Origin of the sequence: Streptomyces cylindrosporus (assembly GCF_022698165.1) — a bacterium.
In the GTDB taxonomy this organism is placed as follows: Bacteria; Actinomycetota; Actinomycetes; order Streptomycetales; family Streptomycetaceae; genus Streptomyces; species Streptomyces cylindrosporus.
This window is the reverse complement of record NZ_JALDAY010000021.1, coordinates 66,859-82,543: the sequence shown is the minus strand read 5'-3', so window position 1 is coordinate 82,543 and position 15,685 is coordinate 66,859. Positions and strand designations below refer to the sequence as shown.

The following is a 15,685-nucleotide window of genomic DNA, read 5'->3' as shown; positions in this document are numbered from 1 at the left end:
CGTAACTTCATGTCTTGGTTTGAATCCCTCGTCCTCGGACTCGTCCAGGGGCTGACCGAGTTCCTTCCCGTCTCCTCCAGCGCGCATCTGCGGCTGACCGCGGCCTTCTCGGGCTGGAAGGACCCGGGCGCGGCGTTCACGGCGATCACCCAGATCGGCACGGAGGCCGCGGTGCTGATCTACTTCCGCAAGGACATCGGGCGGATCCTCTCGGCTTGGTCGCGCTCCCTGGTGAACAAGGAGATGCGGGCCGACCACGACGCGCAGATGGGCTGGCTGGTCATCGTCGGCTCGATCCCGATCGGCGTGCTGGGGCTGCTGTTCAAGGACCAGATCGAGGGGCCGTTCCGCGATCTGCGGATCACCGCGACCATGCTGATCGGGATCGGCGTCGTCATCGGCATCGCCGACCGGCTGGCGGCCCGCGACGAGACGGGTGGCCGGCACCGCGCGCCCAAGCAGCGCAAGACGCTGGAGCACCTGGGCGTGAAGGACGGCCTGGTCTTCGGTCTGTGCCAGTCGGCCGCCCTCGTGCCCGGCGTCTCCCGCTCCGGCGCCACCATCAGCGGCGGCCTGTTCATGGGCTACAAGCGCGAGGCCGCGGCCCGCTACTCCTTCCTGCTCGCCGTCCCCGCGGTGCTGGCGTCCGGCCTGTTCGAACTCAAGGACGCGATGGAGAGCGACCACGTGTCGTGGGGCCCGACGCTTTTCGCGACGGCGATCGCCTTCGCGTCGGGTTACGCGGTGATCGCCTGGTTCATGAAGTTCATCTCGACGAAGAGCTTCATGCCGTTCGTCTGGTACCGGATCGCGCTCGGCATCGTGATCATCGCGCTGGTCACGGCGGGGGCGCTGAGCCCGCACGCGGCGGAGTCGGCGGGCTGATTCACCGCGCGGGCAGCGCAAGCGCCCAGGGCTCGGACTCGATCTGCACACCGTTGGCCACATAGGCGATGGTCCGGTACCACCCGGCGAGCACAAGGAACTCGATGGCCTCGGGCTCGTCGAGCTGCTCGCGGAGCGCGGCCCAGGTGTCGTCGCCCAGCCGGGCGGAGGCGTGCAGTTCGTCGACCGCGCGCAGCAGCGCCGTCTGACGGGGCGACCAGGCGGGGTCGTCGGGGGTGCCGGTCGCGGTCAACGTGATCTGGTACGGGGTGAGACCGGCCGTTTCCGCGTACGTCGCCATGTGGACTCCCCACTCATAGGCGCAGCCGGCGCGGGCCGCGACGCGGGCGATCACCAGCTCGCGGTCGGCGTCGGAGAGGCGGCCGTGGACGAGGAGTCCGGCGCCGAGTGCGCGCATACGGGAGGCGAGTTCGGGGTGACGTTCGAGGACCTTGAAGAGCATCAGGGGTTCGCGGGTGACGCCGGGCGGCATCCAGCGGTGCAGGGCGCGGTCGGTCTCGGGCGGGTAGGGCGGCGCTACGCCGTCGATACGCTGCTTCATGGGTACCGACTCTTGCGCTTCTGAAATCGAAGCGCAAGAGTGTGGGCTGGATTCGCGGAGATGCTGGAGGAACTGCTGTGGGACCGGCACCAACTCCCGGGCGGCCGGTCCGGGGATCGACGACCGGCCGTCCGGTCATGGCGGCACTCGACCTGCTCGGCCGCCGCTGGACGCTGCGCGTGATCTGGGAACTCCACCAGCACACGGCCCCGATCGGCTTCCGGGACCTGCAACGCCGTTGCGACGGCATGTCCTCCAGCGTCCTGTCGACACGGCTGGCGGAGCTGCGCGAGGCGGGCATCGCGGCGCCGACGGCCGACGCGACCTGGCAACTCACGGCGCTCGGGCTGGACTTGGTAGCGGCGATGGGACCGCTGCTGGAGTGGTCGCGGGTTTGGGCGGAGAGGCAGAAGTAAACGCCTGCCGGGCTTGGTTGACTGACCGTAAAGTCAGTAAGCGGCCGTGATCAAGAAATCCGTGACCAAAGACATAGGGGATGAGTAGCCGTCCGGTAGCGCAGTGTCAGTGCTTGCCCCTAGGCTTGTCGGCATGTCCCCCGATTCCATGGCCCCTGGTTCCGTGCGGTCTGCTGCCGAGGTGAACGAGCAGATCCGCGCGCTGTGGCTGCGCGCGAGCGGCTCGCTCTCGGCTCAGGAGCGTGCGGAGTACGAGCTGTTGGTGGTCGAGTGGGCGGCGGCGATCCGTGGAGGCGTGATCGAGGCGGCGTAAGCGGCAGCCCGCCCGTCACGCGGCGCGGGCGGCCTATACGCCCCCGCCCGACCTGCCACCCCGCAGACCCGGACGCTCCGCACCCGCACCCGCACCCGCGCCCGCACTACAGCCGTAGTTCAACGCCCGCCGGCCACTCGCAGTACCGCACCCGTCGCGTACGACGCGTCCGGTGACATCAGCCATGCGATGGCCGCGGCGATCTCCTCGGCCCGTGCCGGCCGCCGCAGCGGAATCGACTCGGCCATCCGCCAAGCACGGTCCGGATCACCCATGGTGGCGTGCATCTCGGTGTCGACGGCGCCGGGCGCGACGGCGTTGACGCGGATGCCGTCGGGCCCGAGTTCCTTGGCCAGGCCGAGAGTCAGGGCGTCGACGGCCGCCTTGGTGGCCGCGTAGTGCACGTACTCGCCGGGACTGCCGAGGGTGGCGGCCCCCGACGAGACGTTGACGATGACGCCGCTCCCCCGCGGGGTCATGAGCTGCGCGGCTCGGCGCGAACACAGCAGCGTGCCGAGGAGATTGACGTCGACGACGCGGCGCAGGGTGTCGGTACCGGTATCGGCGAGCCGCCCCAACGGCCCTGTCACGGCAGCGTTGTTCACAAGACCGGTCACGGGCCCGAGTTCAAGTTCAGCCACGTCGAAGAGCCGCTCGACATCGCCTTCGACGGCGGTATCCACTTGCACGGTGACGGCGCGCCCCCCAACCCCCCGCACCCCGTCCGCGACACGCTCGGCGGCGTCCCGGTCCCGGACGTACCCGACCACCACGTCATGCCCGTCCGCCGCGAGCCGGAGACAGGTCGCGGCACCGATTCCCCTACTGCCGCCGGTGACGACGGTGACGGGACGTGTCATGGGTTCCTCCTGAGCAGCAGATCAAATGATCGATCATCGATCACTCTAGCCCGGAGTTGTCGCCATGCGGGCTAGTCAGTCTGCTTCTTCACGTAGGCCACCGCCGTCATACAGAGCCCGAAGGCGCCGGCGAAGACCGCGGCTCCGGCACCGATGGCCGACGCCGGTGCCATGCCGAGCGCGGCCCAGACCAGACCGGCAACCAAGCCCGCGACGATGGACAGGAGAAAGACGATCACGACTTCGTAGACCCGGTGATTGCACACCGGAACCTGACTGGACAACGACGATCCTTCCGAGTTCTGTCAGAACATCGGCGTCCGGATCCTGCGGGATTCCGCACACATGCCAGCCGGACGACCAATGCCTACGCACTGATGCCGTAGCCAGGGCGCACCGCCTACGCGGCACACGACCGGCAACCACGGGGTGGGACCCACGTGGCCTGAGCACTGCATGTGCATCCCCCTGATCTCGTCTCCAACCGTCGGCAGAATCCTGACGGCCATATCACTCTACCGCCACAGAGCACCGAACAACCCTTGTCCGCAGGTGACTTGAGGCCGACCCGGCTTCGCTGGATGCGGTCGCGCGTCCCACGCTGCTGCGGCCTCGGTGCAGGGACCCACTGGCCGTATGTCTTCGCGAGCGACCCAATATCGACCCCGCCCTTGGCCCGGCAGTCCGCATGCCCAACACTGAGCCGATGACGCAGCGCGTGGAGCTTGCGACCGTGATGGATCGGTTGGCCGTTGACGAGGTGGTCACCGATTACGCGGTGGCGGTGGACGACGGGGACTGGGACGCGTACCGGAGGCTGTTCACCACCGACGGGCGCGCCGACTACCGGTCGGCCGGTGGGATCGAGGGGGACGCCGGGAGCGTTGCCGCCTGGCTCGCCGAGAGCATGGCGTTGTTTCCGATGCGGCAGCATCTGATCGTCAACCGCCGGGTGCGGTTCGGGCTTCTGGAACAGGACACCGGCGACACCGCGCGCGTGCAGGCCGACTACGTCAATCCCATGCGGTTCGAGGGCGACGGCGCCGCACCGGACTTCGTGTGCGGCGGCCGTTACGCGTTCGGACTGCTGCGGACGTACGACGGTTGGCGCCTGCGCGAGGTCGTGGTCCAGGAGAAGTGGCGCCGGCTGCCCGGGCGGCGCCCGGCACCCGTGGCCGACTGATCGCCAACCCGGCGGCCGGGCATCCGCTCGGACCGCTGATCACCCGGCCACTGTTCCCGATCATCGAAAACACGCACACTGGAGCCACCCACGGGGTAGGGAGGTGCCGTATGAAGAGTTTGGATCAGTGGCTCGCCTCCCCGTGGCGGCGCTCCGCGCTCGCCGCCCTCGCCGGTGCGCTGCCCGTGTTCGCCTTCCCCGCCCCGTCGCTGTGGTGGTACGCGTACGTCGCCCTCGTCCCGTGGATCCTGCTGGTGCGCTCCGCCCCGACCGGGAAACGGGCGGCGTACGACGGCTGGGCCGGCGGGTTCGGGTTCATGGTGGCCGTCCATCACTGGCTGCTGCCGAGCCTCAATGTGTTCATCTTCGTGATCGGCGCGCTGCTCGGCGCGTTGTGGGCCCCGTGGGGCTGGCTGGTGCGGCGGTTCCTCGGCGGGGTGCCGGGCCCAGGGCGGGTGCTCGCCGCCCTCGCCGTGCTGCCGTCGGGGTGGCTGATGGTCGAACTCGTGCGCTCCTGGCAGGGCCTGGGCGGACCCTGGGGCCTGCTCGGCTCCAGCCAGTGGCAGGTGGAACCCGCGCTGCGACTCGCCTCCGTCGGCGGCGTGTGGCTGCTCAGCTTCCTCGTCGTGGCCGTCAACGTCTCGGTCGCCGTTCTGGTCGCGGTCCGCGAGTCCAGGGTGCCGGCCGTCGCCGGGATCGTCGCGACGGCCGCCGCCACCTCCGCGGCCTGGGTGTGGTCACCACGCCCCGACGTCGACGGCCGGGTGCGGATCGCCGTCGTACAACCCGGCGTCATAGACGGCGTCGGCAGCCCCGAGAAGCGCTTCGACCGCGAGGAACAGCTCACCCGAAAGCTCGCCGGGGAGAAGCCGGACCTGATCGTCTGGGGCGAGAGCAGCGTCGGCTTCGACCTCGGCGACCGGCCCGACCTGGCCCGCAGGCTCGCGGCGCTCTCCCGCGAGACCGGCGCCGACATCCTGGTCAACGTGGACGCGCGCCGCTCCGACAAGCCCGGCATATACAAGAGTTCGATACTGGTCGGCCCGCAGGGCCTGACCGGCGACCGCTACGACAAGATGCGGCTGGTGCCGTTCGGCGAGTACATCCCGTTCCGCTCGGTCCTCGGCTGGGCCACCGACGTCGGCAAGGCGGCCGGCGAGGACCGCCGGCGCGGCACCGAACAGGTCGTCATGAACGTCGGCCACGGCCTGCGCATCGGCCCCATGGTCTGCTTCGAGTCCGCGTTCCCCGACATGAGCCGGCATCTCGCCGAAGACGGCGCCGAGGTGCTCGTGGCCCAGTCGGCGACCTCGTCGTTCCAGCAGAGCTGGGCCCCCGAGCAGCACGCCTCGCTCGCCGCCCTGCGCGCCGCCGAGACCGGTCGTCCGATGGTGCACGCGACGCTCACGGGCGTGTCGGCGGTGTACGGGGCGAGCGGGGAGCGGATCGGGTCGTGGGTCGGGACGAGCGAGAGCAGCTCAGTGCTGTATGACATACCACTGGCGCACGGCGTGACTCCGTACGTCCGCTACGGCGACTGGCCGGTCCACGCCGCCCTGCTCATCCTCGCCGCCTGGTGCGCGACCGAGGGCGTCCGCGCGCTCCGTCTCAGGCGGTCCGCTCCTGAACCGCACGTACCACCCGCTCGCACAGTTCATGAGTCGCCAGTGCGTCCCGGGCGCTGAGCACCTTGCCCGCGCGCACCGCGTCGAGGAAGGCGAACACCGCCTGCTCGATGCCCCGCTGGCGCGCCACCGGCACCCAGTCGCCGCGCCGGCGCACCGTCGGCTGACCCTTGTGGTCGATTATCTCGGCGAGGTTGACCACCTGACGCTTGGTGTCCTGCCCGGACACCTCCAGGATCTCCTCCGCCGAACCGCTGAGCCGGTTCATCACCCCGAGCGCGGTGAAGCCGTCGCCGGCCAGTTGCAGCACCACGTGGTGCAGCAGCCCGTCGGCCACGCGCGCGCGTACCGTCACGTCGTCGACCGGCCCGGGTGCCAGGAAGCGGAGCGTGTCCACGACGTGGATGAAGTCGTCGAGGATCATCGAGCGGGGTTCCTCGGGCAGCCCGATGCGGTTCTTCTGCATGAGGATCAGCTCGCGCGGATGGTCGGCGCACTGCGCGTAGCCGGGTGCGAAGCGCCGGTTGAAGCCGACGGCGAGGGACACGTTGCGCTGCTCCGCGAGCGTCACCAGCCGTTCGGATTCGGCGAGTTCGTAGGCGAGCGGCTTGTCGACGTACGTCGGTACGCCCGCCTCCAGCAGCCTCGTCACGATCTCCGGGTGCGCGACGGTGGGCGCGTGCACGAAGGCCGCGTCGAGTCCCTGGGCGAGCAGCGCGTCGAGATCCCGGTGGCGCTGCCCGGGCGTGAGGTGGAGGGTGTCGGCGACCCGGTCGAGCGTCGCGGGCGTCCGTGTCTGCAGGTGCAGCTCGACCCCGGGGAGAGTGCCGAGCACCGGAAGGTAGGCCTTCTGCGCGATGTCGCCGAGTCCGATGCAGCCGACCTTCACGGGATGGTCTCCTCTAACGGTTGCCTGCCGGGGTCCTCCCGGAAGCATACGGCCGCTGCGGCGGCCGCCAGCCGGCCACGGAGTCGAAGCCGCGCAGCAGGAACATGGGCGCGGCCTGCGACAGCGCGGCGACCGCCGTGTTGCGTACGGCGATCAGCGCGCGGTTGCTCGTGAGGTTGACGCGCGCCGCCCGCGCGGCCTGGCGCGCGATCGCGGTCGTACGAGGGAGCCGGGCCGCCGTGTAGGCGGCGAGATCCTCGCAGTGGTGTGCCAGCACGACCGCGTCCTCGATCGCCTGGTTGCCGCCCTGCCCGAGCGTCGGCGGCATGGCGTGCGCGGCGTCGCCGAGCAGCGCGACCCGGCCGCGGTGGTAGGCCGGCAGCGGATCGGCGAGGTGGTGGACGTCGTGGCGCAGGACGTCGCCGGGGCGGGCGGCGGCGATGACGGCGGGGATCGGGTCGTGCCAGTCGCCGTAGCGGCGCAGCAGTTCGGCCCGCTCGTCGTCGGGGGCGCGCCCGCCGGCCGGGACGACGGCGGCCGCGTAGGCGTACACCCGCCCGTCCTTGAGCGGGTGCGTGCCCCACAGGCTGCCCCTCCCCCAGGTCTCGTGCGAGGCGAACTCGACACCGGGGACCGGGATGACGACCCGCCAGGTGGTGAACCCGGAGTAGACGGGCCCGGGATGCTCCGGAAAGAGCTTTCGGCGTACGGCGGAGTGGATGCCGTCCGCGGCCACGACGAGGTCGGCCTGCAACTCGCCGTCCGGTGTGGACACCCGGGCCGGGCGGTTGGCGGCGCCGGGATCGACGACGGTCGCGGCGGCGCCCGTGCGGACGGTGCCCGGGGGCAGGCGCGCGATGAGGCTGTTGACGAGGGTGGCCCGGTGGAGCAGGACGAGGGGGCCGCCGAAACGTTCGGCCACGGCGTCGGCGGGGGTGCGGGCGAGCCAGCGCCCGGAGGGGGTGCGCAGGCCTCCGTCGCCCTGCCAGGCGGCGAGGTCGCGGATCTCGTCGCCCAGGCCGATGACGTCCAGGGCGCGCAGGGAGTTGGGGGCGAGGGAGATACCGGCGCCGACCGGCTCCAGCGTGGACGCCCGCTCCAGCACGGTGACCCGCCGACCGGACTGGTGCAGGGCGACGGCCGCGGTCAGGCCACCGATTCCGCCGCCGATGACGATGGCTCGCCGGGACTGGGGCATGGCTGCTCCTCCAATGCGGGGGGACATGCGACTACGCCTGTAGCTACGTCTGTAGCCAGGGAACTACATCTGTAGTGAAGCGCGGCATTGAACCTATCGATGCCACTACACCTGTAGTTGCGCCTGGCGTCGAAGGTACTACACATGTAGTCGGCCGGGTAGGTTGATCTCCATGACGACTCCTGTGGGCGCTCCCGGCGCCTCCCGCGCCGATCTCGTCGCCGATGCCGCCCTCGCCCTGCTCGCCGAGCGCGGGATGCGCGGACTGACCCACCGGGCGGTCGACGAGGCGGCCGGGCTGCCGCAGGGCTCCACCTCGAACCTCGCCCGGACCCGGCAGGCGCTGCTGGAGCTCGCCGTACGCCGGCTGGCCGACCGTGAGGCGAGGGTCCTCGCGCTGCACGAGCTGCCGGACCCGAAGGCCGGGCTCGTCGGCCTGGTGGACGCGCTGGCCCTGGCGACCCACCGCGCCCTGACCCGCAACCGCGAACTGACCCTGGCCCGCTACGAACTGGCCCTGGAGGCCACCCGCCGCCCCGAGCTGCGCGCCTACTTCGACGCGACCGGCGCCCGCTTCCGCGACCAGCTCACCGGCATGGTCACGGCGGCGGGCTCCACGGACCCGGCCCGGCATGTGCTGTCCCTGGTGGCCTGGGCGGACGGGCTGATGTTCTCGTGCGTGGCGGGGTCGTTCAACGCGAACGTGCCGGGCCTGGAGGAAGTACGGGCGGGGCTGTGGGAGCTGCTGCACGGCATGCTCGACGGCTGAAAACCCGTGGTGGGATCGGGCCGGCTGGGTGAGGATGCGGCCATGACCATCGAGCGAAGCGAACCCGCGAACACCGCCGACGAACGCACCATGCTGGAGGGCTGGCTGAAGTACCACCGGCAGACGCTCGCATGGAAGTGCGAAGGACTGACCGACGCCCAGCTCAGGACCGCCGCCGTGGAGCCGTCCTCGCTGTCCCTGATGGGGCTGGTGCGGCACATGGCGGAGGTGGAGCGGGGCTGGTTCCGCGTGGTCGTCGGGGCCGAGGAGGAAGCGGGCCCGATCTACTACACGGACGAGGACCCCGACGGGGAGTTCCATCTCACCGAGGAGGACACCTGGGCGGAGGCGTACGCCACCTGGCAGGCGCAGATCGAGGCCGCGCGTCGGCATGCCGCCGGCTTCGGGCTGGACGACATCACCAAGGGGCGGCATCCGCGCAGCGGCGAGCAGTTCAACCTGCGGTGGATCTACACCCACATGATCGAGGAGTACGCCCGTCACAACGGTCACGCCGACTTGATCCGCGAGCGGATCGACGGCGCCACGGGCGACTGACGTCAGCCGGGCCGCACGCGCGGACTCCGTAGGGGGCCAGAGATCACCCGTGCGGGGCATCCTCCGCCTGTCCGCTGTTCGCGGGGGTGTCCGAGGCGCCATCGTTGCGCGGGTGCATCGAACGACGACCACCGCAACGCTCCTGGTCACCGTGGCTGTCTCGGCCCTCTCCGGCTGTGTGACGGTCCAGCGGCCACCCGTGCCGGCCGGCCCGGTGCCGGCGGCTCCCTCACAGCCGTCGGCACCACGCCCCGACGGGCAGTCGGAGCCGCAGATCGTGCAGGCGCCGGCCCGTGAGGCGCTGGAGATGATGGGCCCGTCCAAGTCGGCGGGGCCGAGGAAGCCGGAGCGGCACGGGCCGACGGCGGACGCGCAGACGCCGGCCGACCCTCACCCGGCACCCCGCTCACACCCGCACCCTCACCCACACCCGCGGAAGCCGCATCCCCAGCCGCGGCACCAGTCCCAGCCGAACATCGAGATCCCCGACGTGACCAAGTCGGTCCCGAAGAGCCAGTCGGACGTGTGCGCGCTGGGCAAGAAGTACGGCGGCTGGAAGGCGGACAGCCCGGAGTCGGTGATCTGCAAACAGGCGCACGGGCGTTGAATCGCGGGAGGGCGTCCGCCTGTTGAGTGCGCGGGCCGCTTCCAGGTGTTGAGGGGGCGGGCCCGCTCCCGAATATTGAGGGGCGGGCCCCTTCCGGGCGTTGAGAAGGCGAGCCCGCTCCCAGGTGTGGAGGGAGTGCACCCACCCCCGGGTGTCGACAGGGTGGCAGGCGTCCGGGCGGTGTGAGAGCGAGGGTGGGCTTGGCGCGGGTGAGGTACACGGTGTGGGTGGTGTGGATCAGGGCCGCTGCCGTGGCGGCCCCCAGCCTCCCTCGCCCGCCGCGCCCCGTTCCTTCTCCAGCCGCAGCTCCAGGCGCCGGATGGCTGCCCGCACACCGTCCCCGTACGGATCGTCCCCCAGCGCTGCGGCGGCCTCCCGGGCCCGCCGCAGATGCGTGCGGGCGGCCCCGACGCGGCTGAGCTTGACGTAGTCGGCCGCGAGGTTGAGATGCAGGGAGGGATACAGAGCCCGCACGGCAACAGCACCCTCCGGCACACCGCCACCCGCGCCACCGACCGCGGCCTCGGGCCCGACGCCATCACCACCGTCGCCGCCGCCGAACACCCCCTCGCGCCCGTCGCCGTAAACCACCCCGTCCTGCCCGCCGCCGCCAACCGCGCTCGCGCACCCGCCGTCGCCCTCACCACCGCAGGCCTCCGCCGGCCCCCCGCCGCCGAACACCCCTACCTGCCCGTCGCAACCTCGGCCGTCAACCGCCCCCTCGTCCCCGCCGTCCCCACAGACCGCCCCGTCCTCGCCGCCAACCGCCCTCTCGCGCCCACCGCCTTCCCCGCCGAACGCCCCCTCCCGAGCCCCGCCGCCGCCTCGCCCGCCGAACACCCCTTCCCACGCCCCACCCCCGTCCCCCTCCAACGCCCCCTCATCCACCGCGAGCCGTCCCGCCGTCAGTTCCTCCGCCGCCGTCAACGCCCGCAGGTCCCAGGCCAGTTCGTCCGACGGGTCGTCCTGGGTGTCGGCCATGTAGTGGGCCAGGGTGCACCGGTGGAGGGGGTCGCCGTGTTCGCCGATCTCCGCCCACAGGGCGAGGAAGCGGTGCCGGGCCTCCTCTCGGTCGCCCGCGTGGTGCAGGATGACGACCTGCCCGATCCGCGTCATCACGGCATCCGGCGCCGTCTGCTCCTGCCCTGTGGCCACCGCGCACTCCGCCCACTCGGTCGACTGTCCCGACCGACGCTAACCGCCCCCACCGGCAATCCCGGTCAGGCGGCACCGGACCGGCCCCACGCGGAACCGACCCGGCTGCCGTACTCCCAGCCCGACGCGCATACTCCCGGCCCAGCCGCCGCAGTCCCGGCTCGGTCGCCGCCCACCCAGCCCGGCCGCCCCCACCGGCAATCCCGGTCAGGCGGCACCGGACCGACCCCACGCGGAACCGACCCGCCTGCCGCACTCCCAGCCCGACGCGCATACTCCCGGCCCAGCCGCCGCAGTCCCGGCCCGGCTACCGCACTCCCGGCCCGGCGCGCTTACTCCCGAAGCCGCCGCCATACTGCCGAACCAGCCGCCGGACTCCCAGCCCGGCGCACAAACTCCCGAACCGGTCGCCGCACTCCCAGCCGGGCGCACAAACTCCCGGCCCAGCCGCCGCACCCTCAGCCCGGTCGCCGCGCTCCCGGCGCCCGGTCGCCGCCCACCCGGCCCGGCCGCCCCGCCTCGAACCGGCCACCGTCCCCCCACCCCGGCCCTAGCCCAAGTTCGGCACCGTCCAGTCGATCGCCCCGTGGCCCTGCTTCGCCACCGCCTCGTTGATCTGGGTGAACGGGCGGGAGCCGAAGAACTTCTTCGCGGACAGGGGGGAGGGGTGCGCGCCCTTGACCACCGCGTGCCGGGTCTCGTCGATCAGGGGGAGCTTCTTCTGCGCGTAGTTGCCCCACAGGACGAAGACCGCCGGGTCGGGCCGCTCCGCCACCGCGCGGATCACCGCGTCGGTGAACTTCTCCCAGCCCTTGCCCTTGTGCGAGTTGGCCTCGCCGGAGCGGACCGTGAGCACCGCGTTGAGCAGCAGCACGCCCTGCTCGGCCCACGGGAGAAGGAAGCCGTTGTCCGGGATGGGGGTGCCCAGCTCCTCGTGCATCTCCTTGTAGATGTTGCGCAGGGACGGAGGGATCTTGACGCCCGGCCGCACCGAGAAGCACAGGCCGTGGCCCTGCCCCTCGCCGTGGTACGGGTCCTGACCGAGGATCAGCACCTTCACCCGGTCGTACGGCGTCGCGTCCAGCGCGGCGAAGACCTCCTCGCGCGGCGGATAGACGGGACCCTTCGCCCGCTCCTCCTCCACGAACTCCGTGAGCTCCTTGAAGTAGGGCTGCTGCAGCTCGTCGCCCAGAACCCCGCGCCAGGACTCGGGCAGCATGGCGATGTCGGTCACGTCAACGTCCTTACGGTGTACGGAAACCGCGGTGCGGTCACTTCCAGGCCTCAGAACCTACAGGCGACCACTGACAACCGGGGCCTACCAGCTGGTCTTGCGGTACAGCTGCCACATCATCATGATCGTCGACGGGTCCAGCGCCTGCTCCGCGCCGGAGATGTCGTCGCTCGCCGCCACGAACTGCTTGCCCTGCCACAGCGGCAGCAGCCGCGCGTCGTTCACCAGGATCTGCTGGGCCCGCTCGAAGTCGGAGACCACGTTGGCCCGGTCGCTCTCGCCGCGCGAGCGGGGCAGCAGCACCCCGGTGATCTCGGGCTCCGGGTAGGGCGTACCGAGGGCGTTCTGGTTGCCGACGAACGGCGCGATGAAGTTGTCGGGGTCCGGGAAGTCGGGGAACCAGCCGCGCCCGAAGACCGGGTACTCGCCGTTCTGGTAGCCCGTCACATAGGTCTTCCAGGGGCGGCTCTTGAGGGTGATCGTGAAGAGCCCGGATTCCTCCAGCTGCCGCTTGAGCTCGGCGAACTCCAGCTTGGTGGAGGAGCCGTAGCGGTCGGTGGTGTACCAGAGGGTGAGCGGGACGCGCTCCTTGATGCCGGCGTCGGTGAGGATCTTGCGGGCCTTGGCCGTGCTGGGGCTGCCGAAGTCGTCGAAGAAGTCGGTGGTGTGGCCGGTCAGGCCCTTCGGGACCATGGAGTACAGCGGCTCGACGGTGTCCTTGTACACCTTGTGCGCGATCGCGCCGCGGTCGACGACCTGCGCGACGGCCTTGCGGACCGCGACCTTCGAGGCCCAGGAGTCCTTGGGGTTGAACACCAGGTAGTTGATCTCGATGCCGGCGCCCTCGACGAGTTGGATGCTGCCGTTCGCGTCGTGCTTCTGCAGGTCGACGATGTCGTCGGCGTCCATGCCGCGGAAGGCGACGTCGAGCGCGCCCTTCTTCAGGTCGGCGACCATCGGGGCCGACTCCTGGTAGTAGCGGATGGTCACCGCGCTGTTCTTGCGGTCGGCGTAGCCCTGGTAGTTGTCGTTCCTGACGAGCTCGGCCTTCTTGCCCTCCTCGTAGGAGGCGAGCGTGTAGGGGCCGGAGCCGTAGACCTTGCCGTCCTTGCGGAGCGAGGAGGCGGGGTACTCCTCGGGGTCGACGATCGACATGGCAGGCGTGGCGAGCACGAACGGGAAGGTGGCGTCCGCCTTGTTGAGATGGAAGACGACCTCCCTGTCGCTCAGCACCTGGACGCGGTCGAGGCTGCCGAGGAGGCCGGCGGGGCCGCCGTTGAGGTTGATCTTCCGGATCCGGTCGATGGAGTACTTCACGGCCTGTGCGTCGAGCGTGTGCCCGTCGGCGAACTTCAGGCCCGAGCGCAGCTCGCATCTGTAGGTCTTGTTGCCGCTGTCCGTGAAGCGGCAGTTGTCGGCGGCGTCGGGCTGCGGGGAGGTCGCGCCGGAGGGGTAGCTGAGGAGCGTTTGGTAAATATTGCGGAACAGCTCCCAGGACTGGTCCCAGGACGCGGCGGGGTCCAGTGTGCTGGGGGCGCTCGTCGTTCCGACTGTGATCGGTCCCTTGTCGTCGGAGGAGCCCGACGAGAACACTCCGCATCCGGTCACCAGGGACGATATGGACGCGATGGCCGCCACCTGAAACAGGCGTCGCTTCCGGTTGAACACGCGCTCGCTCCTCGATCTGCCGTACCAAGGGTCGGCAGACCATACCGCAGTGCCCCGGAGGTTGAACCCGGTCCGAACATGGCCCTTGATCAGCTTGTTTATGACGACGTTGTCATCCCGCTGTGCGCCTCTCGTACGACGACGAGGGCGCCGTTTCCGTCAAGGAAACGGCGCCCTCGGGTGCCCGATCGTTACGTTCGCAACCGTCCGGTCAGCCGACGCCGGCGTTCAGGAAGATGCCGCCGTCGACCACGAGCGTCTGGCCGGTCACCCAGTCGGACTGCTCGGAGGTGAGGAACGCGGCGGCGCCGCCGATGTCGGACGGCACACCGAGCCGGGCGAGCGGGTAGGAGGCGGCCGCCTCCTCCTCGCGGCCCTCGTACAGCGCCTTGGCGAACTGGGTCTTCACCACGGCCGGGGCGATCGCGTTGACCCGCACCTTGGGCGCGAACTCGTGCGCCAGCTGCTGGGTCAGGTTGATCAGCGCGGCCTTGGAGACGCCGTACGCGGCGATGAAGGGCGAGGGCGCGAGGCCCGCGACGGAGGCGATGTTGACGATCGCGCCGCCGTTGTCCTTCTGCCAGGCGTGCCAGGTCTTCTGGGCGAAGCCGAGCGCGGAGATCACGTTGGTCTCGAAGACCTTGCGCGCGACGTTCAGGTCGAGGTCGGCGATCGGCCCGAACACCGGGTTCGTACCGGCGTTGTTGACCAGGAAGTCGACGCGGCCGAAGGCCTCCATGGTGCGCGCGACGGCCTCGGTCTGGTGGTCGAGGTCGTGCGCCTTGCCGGCGATGCCGATGACGCGCTCGGCGCCGAGCTTGTCGACGGCCTCCTTGAGGGCGTCCTCGTTGCGGCCGGTGATGGCGACACGGTCGCCGCGGGCGACGAGCGCCTCGGCGACGCCGTAGCCGATGCCGCGGCTGGCGCCCGTGACGAGGGCGACCTTGCCGGAGAGGGCGGGCAGTTCAGTCATGGTGCGTGTTCTCCTAGTCGAGCGGTCCGCCGGCGACGTACAGCACCTGGCCGGAGACGAACCCGGCCGCCTCGCCGGTGAAGAAGGCGATGGCGTTGGCGATGTCGTCCGGCTCACCGACCCGGGCCACCGGGATCTGGGTGGCGGCGGCGGCCTTGAACTCCTCGAAGCCCATGCCGACGCGGGCGGCGGTGGCGGCGGTCATGTCGGTGGCGATGAAGCCGGGGGCGACCGCGTTGGCGGTGATGCCGAACTTGCCGAGCTCGATGGCGAGGGTCTTGGTGAAGCCCTGCAGGCCTGCCTTGGCGGCCGAGTAGTTGGCCTGGCCGCGGTTGCCGAGGGCGGAGGACGAGGAGAGGTTGACGATCCGGCCGAAGCCGGCGTCGACCATGTGCTTCTGGACCGCCTTGGACATCAGGAAGGAGCCGCGCAGATGCACGTTCAGGACGGTGTCCCAGTCGGACGTGCTCATCTTGAACAGCAGGTTGTCGCGGAGGACGCCCGCGTTGTTCACGAGGATCGTGGGCGCGCCCAGCTCGGCGACCACGCGTGCGATCGCGGCCTCGACCTGCGCCTCGTCGGAGACGTCCGCGCCGACCGCGATCGCCTTGCCGCCGGCCGCGGTGATCTTCTCCACGGTGTCCTTGCAGGCGGCCTCGTCGAGGTCGATCACGGCGACCGCGCGGCCCTCGGCGGCCAGTCGTACGGCGGTTGCGGCGCCGATCCCGCGCGCTGCGCCCGTGACTACGGCGACCCGCTGGTCAGTGGTGGACATTGGTGCTTCTCCTCG

Annotated in this window: 17 protein-coding genes and 2 pseudogenes; 8 read left to right on the top strand and 11 right to left on the bottom strand. The window is 70.8% G+C overall.

Features of this window, described 5'->3' with window-relative positions; all coding sequences use genetic code 11:
- The first annotated feature begins 9 nt into the window (after window positions 1-9).
- The gene (locus MQP27_RS47760) at window positions 10-885 is read left to right on the top strand and encodes an undecaprenyl-diphosphate phosphatase (protein WP_242777767.1); all 876 of its coding nucleotides are present in this window, start codon (window positions 10-12) and stop codon (window positions 883-885) included.
- Window position 886: 1 nt separating this feature from the next.
- Here MQP27_RS47760 and MQP27_RS47755 read toward each other — a convergent pair whose 3' ends face one another.
- Window positions 887-1,447: a carboxymuconolactone decarboxylase family protein gene (locus MQP27_RS47755; RefSeq protein ID WP_242777765.1), complete on the bottom strand. Its 561-nt coding sequence runs from the start codon at window positions 1,445-1,447 to the stop codon at window positions 887-889.
- A gap of 137 nt (window positions 1,448-1,584) precedes the next feature.
- Here MQP27_RS47755 and MQP27_RS47750 point away from each other — a divergent pair, with 137 nt between their 5' ends.
- Both MQP27_RS47750 and MQP27_RS47745 read left to right on the top strand, forming a co-directional pair.
- Window positions 1,585-1,863: a winged helix-turn-helix transcriptional regulator gene (locus tag MQP27_RS47750; RefSeq protein WP_242777763.1), complete on the top strand. Its 279-nt coding sequence runs from the start codon at window positions 1,585-1,587 to the stop codon at window positions 1,861-1,863.
- A gap of 133 nt (window positions 1,864-1,996) precedes the next feature.
- Window positions 1,997-2,176 (top strand): hypothetical protein, encoded by a 180-nt coding sequence (locus tag MQP27_RS47745; RefSeq protein WP_242777761.1) that lies wholly within the window; start codon window positions 1,997-1,999, stop codon window positions 2,174-2,176.
- Window positions 2,177-2,295: 119 nt separating this feature from the next.
- Here MQP27_RS47745 and MQP27_RS47740 read toward each other — a convergent pair whose 3' ends face one another.
- Together MQP27_RS47740 and MQP27_RS47735 are read right to left on the bottom strand one after the other, a co-directional pair.
- Complete coding sequence (locus MQP27_RS47740; RefSeq protein ID WP_242777759.1) at window positions 2,296-3,036, bottom strand: SDR family NAD(P)-dependent oxidoreductase; 741 nt, start codon at window positions 3,034-3,036, stop codon at window positions 2,296-2,298.
- Between the two features lie 71 nt (window positions 3,037-3,107).
- On the bottom strand, window positions 3,108-3,320 hold the full coding sequence (locus MQP27_RS47735; protein WP_242777757.1) for a hypothetical protein: 213 nt from the start codon (window positions 3,318-3,320) through the stop codon (window positions 3,108-3,110).
- A gap of 422 nt (window positions 3,321-3,742) precedes the next feature.
- Here MQP27_RS47735 and MQP27_RS47730 point away from each other — a divergent pair, with 422 nt between their 5' ends.
- Window positions 3,743-4,219: a nuclear transport factor 2 family protein gene (locus MQP27_RS47730; RefSeq protein WP_242777755.1), complete on the top strand. Its 477-nt coding sequence runs from the start codon at window positions 3,743-3,745 to the stop codon at window positions 4,217-4,219.
- Window positions 4,220-4,329: 110 nt separating this feature from the next.
- Window positions 4,330-5,904: an apolipoprotein N-acyltransferase gene (gene lnt, locus MQP27_RS47725; RefSeq protein ID WP_242777753.1), complete on the top strand. Its 1,575-nt coding sequence runs from the start codon at window positions 4,330-4,332 to the stop codon at window positions 5,902-5,904.
- On the opposite strand, the gene MQP27_RS47720 is transcribed toward lnt, so the two are convergent.
- Window positions 5,828-6,733, bottom strand: coding sequence for a Gfo/Idh/MocA family protein (locus tag MQP27_RS47720; protein WP_242777751.1), 906 nt, complete (start codon window positions 6,731-6,733; stop codon window positions 5,828-5,830). The two genes, lnt and MQP27_RS47720, sit on opposite strands and share 77 nt — an antisense overlap.
- A 13-nt stretch (window positions 6,734-6,746) precedes the next feature.
- Window positions 6,747-7,931 (bottom strand): FAD-dependent monooxygenase, encoded by a 1,185-nt coding sequence (locus MQP27_RS47715; RefSeq protein ID WP_242777749.1) that lies wholly within the window; start codon window positions 7,929-7,931, stop codon window positions 6,747-6,749.
- Window positions 7,932-8,103: 172 nt separating this feature from the next.
- Here MQP27_RS47715 and MQP27_RS47710 point away from each other — a divergent pair, with 172 nt between their 5' ends.
- The 3 genes from MQP27_RS47710 to MQP27_RS47700 all read left to right on the top strand — a co-directional run bounded on the left by MQP27_RS47710 (window position 8,104) and on the right by MQP27_RS47700 (window position 9,865).
- Window positions 8,104-8,700 (top strand): TetR/AcrR family transcriptional regulator, encoded by a 597-nt coding sequence (locus MQP27_RS47710; RefSeq protein WP_242777747.1) that lies wholly within the window; start codon window positions 8,104-8,106, stop codon window positions 8,698-8,700.
- Window positions 8,701-8,742: 42 nt separating this feature from the next.
- Window positions 8,743-9,258, top strand: a complete 516-nt coding sequence (locus tag MQP27_RS47705; protein ID WP_242777745.1) for a DinB family protein — start codon at window positions 8,743-8,745, stop codon at window positions 9,256-9,258.
- A gap of 112 nt (window positions 9,259-9,370) precedes the next feature.
- Window positions 9,371-9,865, top strand: a complete 495-nt coding sequence (locus tag MQP27_RS47700; RefSeq protein ID WP_242777743.1) for a hypothetical protein — start codon at window positions 9,371-9,373, stop codon at window positions 9,863-9,865.
- A gap of 237 nt (window positions 9,866-10,102) precedes the next feature.
- On the opposite strand, the pseudogene MQP27_RS47695 reads toward MQP27_RS47700, so the two are convergent.
- From MQP27_RS47695 to fabG, 6 genes and pseudogenes are all read right to left on the bottom strand, one after another.
- A pseudogene (locus tag MQP27_RS47695) lies at window positions 10,103-10,354 on the bottom strand (hypothetical protein); the annotation flags it as partial.
- Window positions 10,355-10,747: 393 nt separating this feature from the next.
- Window positions 10,748-11,020: pseudogene (locus MQP27_RS47690) on the bottom strand (hypothetical protein); the annotation flags it as partial.
- A 550-nt stretch (window positions 11,021-11,570) separates the two neighbouring features.
- Complete coding sequence (gene ung, locus MQP27_RS47685; RefSeq protein WP_242777741.1) at window positions 11,571-12,254, bottom strand: uracil-DNA glycosylase; 684 nt, start codon at window positions 12,252-12,254, stop codon at window positions 11,571-11,573.
- A gap of 84 nt (window positions 12,255-12,338) precedes the next feature.
- Window positions 12,339-13,922 carry an ABC transporter substrate-binding protein gene (locus tag MQP27_RS47680; protein WP_242777739.1) on the bottom strand — a complete coding sequence of 528 codons (1,584 nt, stop codon included), beginning with the start codon at window positions 13,920-13,922 and terminating at the stop codon, window positions 12,339-12,341.
- Between the two features lie 211 nt (window positions 13,923-14,133).
- Window positions 14,134-14,895 (bottom strand): SDR family oxidoreductase, encoded by a 762-nt coding sequence (locus MQP27_RS47675; RefSeq protein ID WP_242777737.1) that lies wholly within the window; start codon window positions 14,893-14,895, stop codon window positions 14,134-14,136.
- A gap of 13 nt (window positions 14,896-14,908) precedes the next feature.
- Window positions 14,909-15,670, bottom strand: coding sequence for a 3-oxoacyl-ACP reductase FabG (fabG, locus tag MQP27_RS47670; protein WP_242777735.1), 762 nt, complete (start codon window positions 15,668-15,670; stop codon window positions 14,909-14,911).
- Window positions 15,671-15,685: the final 15 nt, after the last annotated feature.